Origin of the sequence: Tumidithrix helvetica PCC 7403, assembly GCF_965232925.1 — a bacterium.
GTDB classification, from domain to species: Bacteria; Cyanobacteriota; Cyanobacteriia; order Pseudanabaenales; family Pseudanabaenaceae; genus Tumidithrix; species Tumidithrix helvetica.
This window is the reverse complement of the sequence record NZ_CBDDRA010000056.1, coordinates 1-10,669: the sequence shown is the minus strand read 5'-3', so window position 1 is coordinate 10,669 and position 10,669 is coordinate 1. Positions and strand designations below refer to the sequence as shown.

Genomic DNA, 10,669 nt, shown 5'->3' with positions numbered 1-10,669 from the left:
GGTTTTGATGCTTTGACGGAGGCAATTAGCCATTTAAGCCATAATATCAAGCAAATACTCTCATTTTGCCTTTAGGTTTACTTCTTTTCTCCTATTTACTCAAGAATGAAACAGCCCTGCCCTTAACAAAGGGGGGAGAATCAGGAAGTCCCTCTTTGTTAAGGGGGATGCCCGAAGGGCAGGGGGATCAAACCCTCTGACGACAAGGAATTCGCTTCGATTTACAACAGTAAATCAAAAAAAATCAAAAATCATCTTGACAAACAAAACCTTTATTCGGTACTCTAACAAAAGTGTGAAATACGCCCCCATCGTCTAGAGGCCTAGGACACCTCCCTTTCACGGAGGCGACGGGGATTCGAATTCCCCTGGGGGTATTAACGCAAAGGAAAAGCCAGCACCCTTATGCACCTAACCAATAGTGATAAGGAAGAAATACTTTCTGTAATTAAAAAGCAGCTCGAGGCTTTACAGAAAGAGGATGCGATCGCAGCTTTTTCCTGCGCCAGTGAGTTTATTCAGGCTCAGTTTGGTTCGCCACAGGTATTTATGGAAATGGTGAAAACAGCCTATCCTGCTGTTTACCGACCTCGTTCTGTGATCTTTGAGGATATTGCCCTAATTAACGGCGCGATCGCGCAGCCAGTGCTTTTGCTAGGTCAGGATGACGATTTGGTCATGGCATACTATCTTATGCTTAAACAGTCCGATCGAAGTTGGAAAATAAATGGCTGTATTTTAGCTCCCCCAAAAGGTATTGGCAGCTAAAAAGCGTTTAAAATAATATGGCAATATCGATAGCCCTTTGCAAATCTGTGGGATAAGACCGGACATGGAAGAATCAAATTATCCGGAAACGCTGGAATGGACACCAGAGGCAAAAGCCAAGCTTAAGAATATCCCTTATTTTGCTCGAACGTTAGCACGTCAACGTATCGAGAAAATTGCGATCGCTGCCAATGCTGACATTGTGACGGTAGAAATCGTAGAACAAGCTCGTCTAGAGTTTGGTCAGTAAGCTAAAACTCCCCTATGACCTTAAACCACAAAAATCTCGATCGCGGCTATTTACTAACCGAGCAGCCCAATCCGCACAGTCAGAACCTCGATCGCCTCAGCCCTTTAGAACTGGTAGACCTGTTTAATCAAGAAGATGCCAAAGCGGTTGCTGCCGTGGGGCAAGAGCGCGAAAATATTGCCCGAGCGATCGCCATAATTAGCGAAGCCCTGCGCCAAGGGGGCAGATTGTTTTATGTCGGCGCAGGAACGAGCGGACGCTTGGGCGTTCTCGATGCTGCCGAATGCCCACCGACATTTTGTACCGATCCCGAACTGGTGCAGGGCATTATTGCAGGGGGCAAAGATGCCCTTGTGCGCAGCTCTGAGGCTTTAGAAGATCGCGAAGAGGATGGCGCTAGCGCGATCGCCCAGCATCAAATTTGCGATCGGGATGTCGTGTTTGGCATTACCGCAGGGGGGACGACGCCCTATGTACATGGGGCACTTAAAGCCGCCCAAAACAGGCAAGCCAAAACGATTTTTTTTGCCTGCGTCCCTCAAGAGCAAGTACCTACGGATTATGACCTAGACATTCGCCCTTTGGTGGGGGCAGAGATTTTAGCTGGCTCTACCCGACTCAAAGCGGGCACTGCCACCAAACTGGTGCTCAATACGATTTCTACGGGTGTGATGGTGCAGTTGGGCAAGGTATATGGTAATCGTATGGTGGATGTGGCGGTAACCAATAGCAAGCTCTACGATCGCGCCCTGAAAATTGTGATGGATCTGACCGACCTCGATCGCGATCGGGCAATAGATTTATTGGCGCGATCGCAAAAACAGGTGAAATTGGCTTTGTTAATGCATTGGAAAAATCTAGATGCGATTGAAGCCGCTAATCTTTTACAGCAAAACCACGGCAGCCTCACACAAGCGATCGGCACGACTGAATGAGAATGAAGTCGTAGTATAGATTAAGGAATATAAAAGTAGCCACGCCATCGCCAAAAGCTAACCATCTGTGGAAAATAAAGAAACACCACTAAAAAAACAACGAATTCCCGTACAGGCTCTGCCTGCCAAAATATTTCACTGGGTTAACTTTGTCAGCCTTTTTTTAATGATTACTAGTGGTTTACAAATCTACAACGCCAACCCCGTATTTGGTGGTCGTTCTGGACTTCAATTCCCTCCATTCTTGTTGTTGGGGGGCTGGTTGGCAGGTGGGAGGCATTGGCACTTTGCTGCCATGTGGATATTTTGTCTCAATCTCGTCTGGTATGGCATCTATGTCCTCGCGACCCAGCGTTGGAAACACCGTTTTGCGAGTGATAAGGATGTCAAGGCATTAGCTGTGAGTCAAAACTCAAAGCGGAAAAACTATGCTTGGCATCGCTTGGTTTACACAATGATTTTACCGATTTTACTTTTAGCGATCTTTACTGGTGTTGGTATGTATAAACCCGCTCAGTTTTATTGGATTGCCGAGTCATTTGGGGGCTGGGAAGCTTTGCGGATTATGCACTTTATCACTGTACCAATCGCGATTTTGTTTACCGTCTTGCATTCTCAGCTCGGGCGCAAAGTTGGCGGCGATCGCTTGACAGACTCTATGTTTTGGTGGGAATAACTGATGTCAAATACAGATCAGGAATTTGAGCTAGAGGAACCCTTGCAACGCCGTCGCTTTATGCTTTTGGGTGGTGCAGGACTTGTGACCATTGGTTTGGGTGCTTTTACAGAAGGATTAGTAGGCAAGGCAACAGAACCACTCAATCAGCAAGTGGAATCGCTGATATTTAATCCGCAAAAGCCCGTACCTGAATTCGCCCTGACTGCGATCGAGCCTGAGAAGTTACTGATCAATTCTTTTCGCGGTACGCCCAAGATCGATCCTGTTACCTATCGACTGGCGATCGCTGGTGCGGTGGCTCGTCCCTTGAGCCTGAGTATGGCAGAAATTCAAAAATTGCCCCTGACTTCGATGGTGATTCGCCATGTTTGTGTAGAGGGTTGGGCTGCGATCGTGCAGTGGGCGGGTGTGAGACTAGCCGATCTGATCGGATTGGCGCAACCAAAATCCCAAGCACGTTATGCCTATTTTGAATCTGCGGATGGCTATTACGAAAGCTGGGATCTTGCCTCAGCAATGCATCCTCAGACATTGATGGCTTATCAAAAAAATGGTCAGCCCCTAGAGCCTGCCTATGGTGCGCCCTTACGCTTGGCATCACCGATCAAGCTGGGATATAAGCAAAGTAAATGGGTGACGAGCATCATGCTCACCAATGAGTTGCTCCCACGCAAAGGCTACTGGGAAGACATTGGCTATGAATGGTTTGCAGGACTTTAACCTACTCAAAAATCTACTCAAAGTGTTTGAGAACCAGCGATCGCTTTGTGGATGTACTTTTTGCGAACCTTAAACTTGTGTTAAGCTTCATTGCAACAAGTTGAGGTCATTCCCTTCAACACGAGGTACGGATTATGGCTCCCATTTTTAGACCCGAATTCAATCGCTTTCAAACCATTACTGCTACCCAAGCTTGGTCGCTGTTTCTCTCAGCTTGCAAACACGATCGCCTTTTAGGTTCTAACCCTATGACTGGAAAATATTACACAGTTGGTCTTTTGAGCGCAGCGATCGCCTGCGTACTTGAAATTATTGCCTCTTTGCCTTCCCAATCGCTGTAAAGGGCAATCCTCAGATCGCCCCAGTGCGTAGGATAAATTCCCACGATCTTTTAAACGAGTTGCTGGAGTGGGAACGATCGGGCATCCTTTGGTTTTACAAATACATCCTGTTTGGGTTTTAAATTCAGGCGATCGAACTGTTCGCGGGAGAGTTGGGCGTTAATTGTATTGCCGTCACCAAAATCTAACTCTGCTTGCACTTCCCAGCCCAAATGAATCAGTCGAGATACCTTAGCAGGGGCTGTAGCGCTATCTCCCTCGGTTTGAATCTCTACATCACGAGGACGCAAGTAAACTTGAGGATGCGTTGCATCAATGGCACTGCTCTGGAAGAGTCGAGCATCACTGGGTAAAACATTTACGGGACCAATAAAGCTCATGACAAAAGGGGTGGCGGGGCGATCGTAGACCTCTGCTGGAGAACCGATTTGCTCAATTCTGCCCTTATTCATGACTACAATTTTGTCCGAGACTTCCATCGCCTCTTCTTGGTCGTGGGTAACAAACACGGTGGTGACATGCACTTCATCATGCAGACGACGCAACCAAGCTCTTAAATCTTTACGAACTTTCGCATCCAATGCACCAAAGGGTTCATCCAAAAGCAGAACCTGCGGCTCAACCGCTAAAGCTCTGGCTAAGGCGACCCGCTGTCTTTGTCCGCCTGAGAGTTGGGAAGGAAAGCGATCGCCAAGTCCCTTTAGTTGGATTAGCTCTAATAACTCCTCAACACGGGCTTTAACTTTGCGTTTATCCCCTTTACGAATTTCTAAGCCAAACCCGATGTTTTGCCGCACGGTTAAATGCTTAAACAAAGCATAATGCTGAAACACAAAACCGATCTTTCGTTGTTGCACGGTTTCGTGAGTCGCATCTCGCCCCGTTAGATAAATCTTGCCTGAATCTGGGAGTTCTAAACCAGCGATTAAGCGGAGCAATGAAGATTTCCCCGAACCAGATGGCCCCAAAAGTGCCACCAGCGATCCAGTTTCTACTTCTAGACTGACCTTATCTACAGCTAAAAAATCTCCGAATTGTTTAGATACATTTTCAACCTGAATACCCACGCGCTATTTCTCCTTCTACGACTTCTACTACTCGATCGAACGCTTATTATTTAAAATACACTAATCTTTAGTATTTACCGTAGTTTCATATACTACTTTTCAGATCGGCAATAAACTACTTTTAAAATGCACCTGTTACAGGTATCATACATAAAATACGGTATACCCACCAAATTACCGTAGAATCCCCAAAACATCCAAAGAAATTCACACAGCAAAAAAGAGCGATAAGGTAATGAGTAAGTGGAGATACGACCGCAAGCCAAAAGGTTTATTGGTTGAGTCGGTTATGCATTTTGTTTTAAATGTAGGACAGAGATTTCTATATCAAGTTGGGCAACTGTTTGGAGCAACCAATCAGCTCGGTCTAAGGGCGTTACGTAGCTATATGGCTTTGTTTTTAGTAGGCGTGAGCTTAACCCTCGCGATCGCTGCCTGCGCCCCCACACCCGATGCCACAAAAAACACCCCAGCAACAACGGGTGGAACCACATCTACCCAAACAGCGCCTAAAGGTGAAGCCAAAAAAGATGTGGAGCTAACCTTGGTTTCCTTTGCTGTGACTAAGCAAGCTCACGAGGCAATCATTCCAAAATTTGTGGAGAAGTGGCAAAAAGAACAAAACCAAAAAGTCACCTTTAAACAAAGCTATGGTGGTTCTGGGTCTCAAACCCGTGCTGTCATCGATGGTCTAGAAGCGGACATTGTCCACCTAGCGCTTGCGGCTGATACTAGCAAAATTGAAAAGGCAGGGCTAATCGACAAAGGCTGGGAGCAAGAATACCCTAACGATGGAATTGTTTCTAAATCGATACCAGTACTTGTGACCCGCGATGGTAATCCTAAGAATATTAAGGACTGGTCGGATTTAGAGAAAAGTGGCATTAGTTTAATCACCGCCGATCCCAAAACTTCAGGCGTGGCTCGTTGGAATTTCCTTGCACTTTGGAATGCAGCTGTAAAAAAAGGCGGTAGTGATGACAAAGCTTTAGAAGCTCTCACGAAAGTGTATACTAACGTGCCAATTTTAACAAAAGATGCTAGAGAAGCTACTGACGCATTCTTTAAGCAAGGTCAAGGAGATGCATTGATTAACTATGAAAACGAGATCGTTCTTGCCTCTCAAAAGGGACAGAAGGTTAACTACGTCATTCCTGATGTTAATTTTTCTATCGATAATCCGATCGCGGTAGTTGATAAGAACGTAGCAAAGCATGGCACAAAGGAAGTTGCGGAAGCCTTTGTAAAATTCCTCTACTCTACCGAAGCCCAAACTGAATTTGCTAAAGTTGGTTTCCGTCCTGTAGATGAAACTGTAGCTAAAGAAAAGCAATTTGTAGATCTTTATCCTAAGGTCAAAGAGCTGTCAACTGTAAAAGATCTTGGTGGTTGGGATACGATTAACAAGAAATTCTTTGCTGATGGTGCAGTCTTTGACCAAATTCAAGCAAAAATCAAGCGCTAGAGATTAAATTGACTCCGTATAAACAATAAACAAGGGGCTTCAGCCCCTTGTTTGATATAACTCAAGCTTTCTGAAATTAAAGACAACATGGTAACGACAACCCCTTCATCGCCGACTGATAAAAAGCGATCGGAACCTAATCCTATCCTCCAGTTTTTCACCAAGATTCCTTGGACATGGGTAATTACCTTTACCTATCTCGCCTTTCTCCTGATTTTGCCGATCGCCGCCATGATCACCAAAGCGTTTAGTGAGCCTTTGGAGAGTTTTTGGAAAACCGCCACAGCGCCCCTTGCTCTATCTAGCTATGAGATTACCTTTGTAACAGCCTTTGCCGCCGCCGCGATTAACGGGCTCTTTGGCACTCTCATTGCTTGGGTCATTGTGCGCTACAACTTTTTTGGCAAGCGATTTCTCGAAGCCGTAGTTGATTTCCCCTTTGCCTTACCCACTGCCGTAGCAGGTTTGACTTTAGCGACGGTCTACAGTGAAAAGGGCTGGCTTGGGTCATTGGTTGCACCTTTCGGCATTAAAATCGCTTTCACTCGTATTGGTGTGTTCATTGCGATGGTCTTTATCTCTTTACCCTTTGTTGTGCGGACTGTGCAGCCCGTACTATTGGAACTAGAAAAAGAAATGGAAGAAGCTGCATGGTCATTAGGAGCATCTAAACTTCAAACCTTTGTGCAGGTGCTTTTACCACCACTTACACCTTCAATTTTGACGGGTATAGCACTGGGTTTCTCCCGTGCGGTCGGTGAATATGGCTCCACTGTAATTATTGCTTCTAATACTCCTTTTAAGGATCTGATCACCCCGATTCTGATCTTTCAACGCCTAGAGCAGTATGACTATGTAGGCGCCACGGTGATCGGTGTAGTGATGTTAGGAATCTCCTTTGTGAGCCTCCTTGCAATTAACCTCTTACAAGCATGGAGTAAGCGATATGGCTAATCTAAACACTTCTACGGGAAATTATCCACAAAGCTCACCCGAACAAACCTCATTCAAAGAGAAGAAAAGCTTTGCCCCTGCGATTTTAATTGCGATCGCTTTTCTTTATCTGGGACTAGTTTTGTTTATCCCTGCGGCAAACGTCTTTTTCCAAGCCTTTTCTAAAGGGCTTGAGCCGCTTCTATCAGCGTTCAAACGCGAAGATTTTCAAACAGCGATTAAGCTTACCCTTAGTTTAGCGGCGGTCGCTTTACCCCTCAATACAATCTTTGGACTGAGTGCGGCTTGGGCGATCGCCCGCAATAAATTTCCCGGCAAAGCTTTTTTACTGAGTATTATCGATCTTCCATTCTCGATCTCGCCAGTAGTTGCAGGTTTGATGATCGTCCTGCTCTATGGTCGTCTTGGTTGGTTTGGCTCTTACCTTGAAGCCAACAACATCAAAATCATCTTTGCCTTCCCTGGAATGTTGCTGGCTACTATCTTTGTGAGTATGCCTTTCATTGCCCGTGAAGTAATTCCCGTTTTAGATGAAATGGGAGCCGATCAAGAAGAAGCCGCCCGTACCCTCGGTGCAAGCGATTGGCAAATTTTCTGGAAAGTCGTTGTGCCGAATATTCGCTGGGGATTACTTTATGGCTTGGTGTTAACCAACGCTAGAGCCATGGGTGAGTTTGGCGCTGTATCTGTAGTTTCAGGTAATATTGCCGCCCGAACCCAGAGCTTACCTCTATTTGTAGAAGAATCTTACAAAAACTATGAAAATGAGGTTGCTTATTCCGCTGCTGTGCTTTTAGCTTTATTAGCAGTAGTTACGCTGATTCTTAAAGAAATTTTAGAACGTAAAGGCGATATCAAAAAGAAACATTAGAAACTTCTAACTGGAGGATGTCATGACTCAAAACAGTCATAATTCTAAGTCAACTGCTTCGCTAGGGGCACACCCAAATCGACAAGAAGATCCCAGACTCATGCATGTGCGTATTTGGTTGCGAATTCCTAAACTCTATCAGCAAGAGCCCGTTATTTCTAAATTGGTCTCACATCATGGTTTAATCGTAAATATTAATTCGGCGATGCTTAGTGCTGAGACTCAGTTAGAAGGCTGGTTCAATCTGGAACTGCGAGGTACAGCTCAGCAAATTAACAGTGCCCTCACGTTTGCAAATGAATTAGGAGTTGAAACGGTTCCAGACTATGACGATCGCGAGGAAGGGTGGTGACATCCTGCGATCGCGGGATGTCGTCAATAAAGCACAAGGTTTCCCATGCTGAATATTCTTGTCAGTCACTGAATTGATCGAAAAAAAATCCCTACTGAATGGGTAGGGATGGAACCGTTATTATCTTTGACTAACTTAACTGGAGGAAAAATCTACGAGGACTACAGGTTGCTGAGCCACCAGATCAGGCCGTGTCTGGTTAAAACTTCGATTGCGAGTAGAGAGACAAATCCAATCATGGCGAGGCGACCGTTCAGCTTCTCGGCAAAGGGTGTAAAGCCAGCACGTTCAGCATCATCAATATACATCTGAGGCTCGATCGCGTAGTTATTGAGTAGACCTTGTTCGTTAATGGTAAATCCGCTTTGCATTTGTTTTCTCTTTCTTCTTAACTCTATGTAACAAAGATTAACAATTATTTACAACAAGAGAATCTAGCTAAGGGTGTGTCTACTGTTATGTTTTTGCCCTCATAAAGACATACTCATTCAGGACTATAGAAATCAGACAGTGATGCATAAGCAATTTTTTCTCTGCCTAGAATCGTAGAGCAATTCATGAGTTGCCCTTACATACAAACAAATAGGATGGCTATAAGCTTTCATGCCGTAATGCGTTCAGAGTTGCTGCGTAAGTCACAGAAAAAAGAGCTTAAGATTCAACGGTGCGGGGGCTTTGTGGCAAGATGTCGCCAAGTCCTTAGCTTGCTACAGCAAGCCTAAATGAGTTGCAATTAATTTGTAGCACAGGCAAGATGCCTGCACAGGTTAGAAGCCCGTACTACGTTCAAAAATAATTAAAAATCGCTATATGATTCATATGCAACTTCATTCAAAACACCTAGTTCATACCTGTCGCAACTCAAAATGTTTAAGATTAGCCTTCGCAAACTCATCAAAAAGGAAGGAGGAGCGCTCCTAGAACAATTGCAAAATACTTTCGAGTTTGCGATGAGCATCCACGATGCTGATGGTAGCGTTTTGTTTGCCAAAGGGAATCCCTCACTAGAGCATAAGCATCCGATCGCGATAGAAGATAACATCATTGGTTGGGTATGTGGAGAGAATCATGCCGAGCCAATTGTTACGTTGCTAAACTTTCTCGCTCAACAGGAACTAGAGAAAAAGCAGCTTGGATATGAGGTTCTTGAAGGCTATCGGGAAATGAGCCTGATTTTAAACATAGCTAACAAACTCTCTCCATGTATCGATCTTGAAGCGATCGCCAATCTTACAATTCAAGAAGCAACTAAATTGATCCCCGCCACCAGTGCAGCCGTACTAATACTCGACACAGAAGCGAATACTTTAAGAACCATTGCCGCATCTGGGGAAGCCTTTACCCTTGAAACCATCGTTGGATTAGGAGAAGGCATTATTGGCAGTGTAACGCAAAAAGGGACAGCCGATATCATCAATGACGTCGCTTCCGATCCCCGTAACGCCTTACCCAACGGAAAGATTACGGGTGTGAGTTCCATGATTTGTGTTTCCCTTTGTACGGACGATCGCCCGATCGGTGCGATCGCAGTGGCAAACGATACGCCAGTATTTTACTCCGCTAGAGATTTAAAGCTTTTGACGAGAATCGCCTCACCCGTTGCCCCTGCGATCGGCAACACCCTTCTCCATGCCGAGCTTTATGCGGTGCAGGCTGAATACCTACAAAAACTAGAAATTGAGGTTGAAGAGCGTACCAAAGAACTTCGCCAAGAAATCTACGAACGTCATCGCGCGGAGATCTCATTGCAAGATGCCAACCAGAAACTTCAACAACTCGCCGATCTAGATGGGTTGACCAATGTGGCAAATCGGCGACGTTTTGATGAATATTTGTTTGATGAGTGGAATCGTGCAGGACGCGATCGCAGATCGCTCTCTCTAATTATGTGCGATGTGGACTATTTTAAAAGATACAACGATACCTATGGGCATCAAGGGGGAGATGATTGCCTGCGGCAGGTGGCTCAGTCCATGAGCCGATCGGCTAAACGCCCATCCGATATGGTTTTTCGCTATGGAGGAGAAGAATTTGCCGTGCTGCTGCCCTGTACAGACATTGACGGAGCCGTTACCGTTGCCCATCAAATTCGGGAGAATGTTAAAGCCTTGCAGATCGAGCATGAGGGCTCGCTAGTTTCCAAGTATTATGGGGAGACGAAAACAATCAAGCCGAGGAGACGACCATGCAACGAGTGATAGATTCATGTCCACTAATATATCGCATCGCTCCTTACATCAGACAAAGTATACCCTACAGAAAAGATT

At 45.3% G+C, this 10,669-nt stretch carries 14 protein-coding genes and 1 tRNA gene; 13 read left to right on the top strand and 2 right to left on the bottom strand.

Annotated features, from left to right (window positions below; all coding sequences use genetic code 11):
- Positions 1–304 precede the first annotated feature (304 nt).
- The 7 genes from ACP2WE_RS25765 (at position 305) to ACP2WE_RS25735 (ending at position 3,693) form a co-directional block, all read left to right on the top strand.
- Positions 305–377: transfer RNA gene (locus ACP2WE_RS25765), tRNA-Glu, on the top strand.
- Positions 378–405: 28 nt separating this feature from the next.
- The gene (locus ACP2WE_RS25760) at positions 406–768 is read left to right on the top strand and encodes a DUF4864 domain-containing protein (protein ID WP_425218381.1); all 363 of its coding nucleotides are present in this window, start codon (positions 406–408) and stop codon (positions 766–768) included.
- A 64-nt stretch (positions 769–832) separates the two neighbouring features.
- Positions 833–1,018: a PCP reductase family protein gene (locus tag ACP2WE_RS25755; RefSeq protein ID WP_330485450.1), complete on the top strand. Its 186-nt coding sequence runs from the start codon at positions 833–835 to the stop codon at positions 1,016–1,018.
- A gap of 14 nt (positions 1,019–1,032) precedes the next feature.
- Positions 1,033–1,953, top strand: coding sequence for an N-acetylmuramic acid 6-phosphate etherase (gene murQ / locus ACP2WE_RS25750; RefSeq protein WP_425218380.1), 921 nt, complete (start codon positions 1,033–1,035; stop codon positions 1,951–1,953).
- Positions 1,954–2,020: 67 nt separating this feature from the next.
- Positions 2,021–2,629, top strand: a complete 609-nt coding sequence (locus ACP2WE_RS25745) for a cytochrome b/b6 domain-containing protein (protein ID WP_425218379.1) — start codon at positions 2,021–2,023, stop codon at positions 2,627–2,629.
- 3 nt (positions 2,630–2,632) lie between these two features.
- On the top strand, positions 2,633–3,352 hold the full coding sequence (locus ACP2WE_RS25740) for a molybdopterin-dependent oxidoreductase (RefSeq protein WP_425218378.1): 720 nt from the start codon (positions 2,633–2,635) through the stop codon (positions 3,350–3,352).
- 134 nt (positions 3,353–3,486) lie between these two features.
- Positions 3,487–3,693, top strand: a complete 207-nt coding sequence (locus ACP2WE_RS25735) for a hypothetical protein (RefSeq protein ID WP_425218377.1) — start codon at positions 3,487–3,489, stop codon at positions 3,691–3,693.
- A 50-nt stretch (positions 3,694–3,743) separates the two neighbouring features.
- Here ACP2WE_RS25735 and ACP2WE_RS25730 read toward each other — a convergent pair whose 3' ends face one another.
- On the bottom strand, positions 3,744–4,760 hold the full coding sequence (locus ACP2WE_RS25730) for a sulfate/molybdate ABC transporter ATP-binding protein (protein ID WP_425218376.1): 1,017 nt from the start codon (positions 4,758–4,760) through the stop codon (positions 3,744–3,746).
- Positions 4,761–4,995: 235 nt separating this feature from the next.
- Here ACP2WE_RS25730 and ACP2WE_RS25725 point away from each other — a divergent pair, with 235 nt between their 5' ends.
- The 4 genes from ACP2WE_RS25725 (at position 4,996) to ACP2WE_RS25710 (ending at position 8,402) form a co-directional block, all read left to right on the top strand.
- A complete protein-coding gene (locus tag ACP2WE_RS25725) occupies positions 4,996–6,225 on the top strand; it encodes a sulfate ABC transporter substrate-binding protein (RefSeq protein WP_425218375.1) in 1,230 nt (409 codons plus the stop codon).
- An 87-nt stretch (positions 6,226–6,312) separates the two neighbouring features.
- Positions 6,313–7,179, top strand: a complete 867-nt coding sequence (cysT, locus tag ACP2WE_RS25720) for a sulfate ABC transporter permease subunit CysT (RefSeq protein WP_425218374.1) — start codon at positions 6,313–6,315, stop codon at positions 7,177–7,179.
- Complete coding sequence (cysW, locus tag ACP2WE_RS25715) at positions 7,172–8,050, top strand: sulfate ABC transporter permease subunit CysW (protein WP_425218373.1); 879 nt, start codon at positions 7,172–7,174, stop codon at positions 8,048–8,050. The genes cysT and cysW overlap by 8 nt, the downstream gene beginning before the upstream one ends.
- A gap of 22 nt (positions 8,051–8,072) precedes the next feature.
- On the top strand, positions 8,073–8,402 hold the full coding sequence (locus ACP2WE_RS25710; RefSeq protein WP_425218372.1) for an NIL domain-containing protein: 330 nt from the start codon (positions 8,073–8,075) through the stop codon (positions 8,400–8,402).
- Between the two features lie 161 nt (positions 8,403–8,563).
- Here the strand turns inward: ACP2WE_RS25710 and ACP2WE_RS25705 are convergent, their stop codons facing one another.
- Positions 8,564–8,773, bottom strand: a complete 210-nt coding sequence (locus ACP2WE_RS25705; protein WP_425218371.1) for a CAB/ELIP/HLIP family chlorophyll-binding protein — start codon at positions 8,771–8,773, stop codon at positions 8,564–8,566.
- Between the two features lie 216 nt (positions 8,774–8,989).
- Between ACP2WE_RS25705 and ACP2WE_RS25700 the strand changes: the two genes are divergently transcribed.
- Both ACP2WE_RS25700 and ACP2WE_RS25695 read left to right on the top strand, forming a co-directional pair.
- Positions 8,990–9,124, top strand: a complete 135-nt coding sequence (locus ACP2WE_RS25700; RefSeq protein WP_425218370.1) for a hypothetical protein — start codon at positions 8,990–8,992, stop codon at positions 9,122–9,124.
- Positions 9,125–9,268: 144 nt separating this feature from the next.
- Positions 9,269–10,600, top strand: a complete 1,332-nt coding sequence (locus ACP2WE_RS25695; protein ID WP_425218369.1) for a sensor domain-containing diguanylate cyclase — start codon at positions 9,269–9,271, stop codon at positions 10,598–10,600.
- Positions 10,601–10,669 lie beyond the last annotated feature (69 nt).

What these genes read in the sequence shown, in the direction of transcription:
- ACP2WE_RS25760 (WP_425218381.1), top strand. Translation starts at nt 406, where the DNA reads ATGCACCTAACCAATAGTGATAAGGAAGAAATACTTTCTGTAATTAAA.
- ACP2WE_RS25755 (WP_330485450.1), top strand. Translation starts at nt 833, where the DNA reads ATGGAAGAATCAAATTATCCGGAAACGCTGGAATGGACACCAGAGGCA.
- murQ (WP_425218380.1), top strand. Translation starts at nt 1,033, where the DNA reads ATGACCTTAAACCACAAAAATCTCGATCGCGGCTATTTACTAACCGAG.
- ACP2WE_RS25740 (WP_425218378.1), top strand. Translation starts at nt 2,633, where the DNA reads ATGTCAAATACAGATCAGGAATTTGAGCTAGAGGAACCCTTGCAACGC.
- ACP2WE_RS25735 (WP_425218377.1), top strand. Translation starts at nt 3,487, where the DNA reads ATGGCTCCCATTTTTAGACCCGAATTCAATCGCTTTCAAACCATTACT.
- ACP2WE_RS25725 (WP_425218375.1), top strand. Translation starts at nt 4,996, where the DNA reads ATGAGTAAGTGGAGATACGACCGCAAGCCAAAAGGTTTATTGGTTGAG.
- cysT (WP_425218374.1), top strand. Translation starts at nt 6,313, where the DNA reads ATGGTAACGACAACCCCTTCATCGCCGACTGATAAAAAGCGATCGGAA.
- cysW (WP_425218373.1), top strand. Translation starts at nt 7,172, where the DNA reads ATGGCTAATCTAAACACTTCTACGGGAAATTATCCACAAAGCTCACCC.
- ACP2WE_RS25710 (WP_425218372.1), top strand. Translation starts at nt 8,073, where the DNA reads ATGACTCAAAACAGTCATAATTCTAAGTCAACTGCTTCGCTAGGGGCA.
- ACP2WE_RS25705 (WP_425218371.1), bottom strand. Translation starts at nt 8,773, where the DNA reads ATGCAAAGCGGATTTACCATTAACGAACAAGGTCTACTCAATAACTAC.
- ACP2WE_RS25700 (WP_425218370.1), top strand. Translation starts at nt 8,990, where the DNA reads ATGGCTATAAGCTTTCATGCCGTAATGCGTTCAGAGTTGCTGCGTAAG.
- ACP2WE_RS25695 (WP_425218369.1), top strand. Translation starts at nt 9,269, where the DNA reads ATGTTTAAGATTAGCCTTCGCAAACTCATCAAAAAGGAAGGAGGAGCG.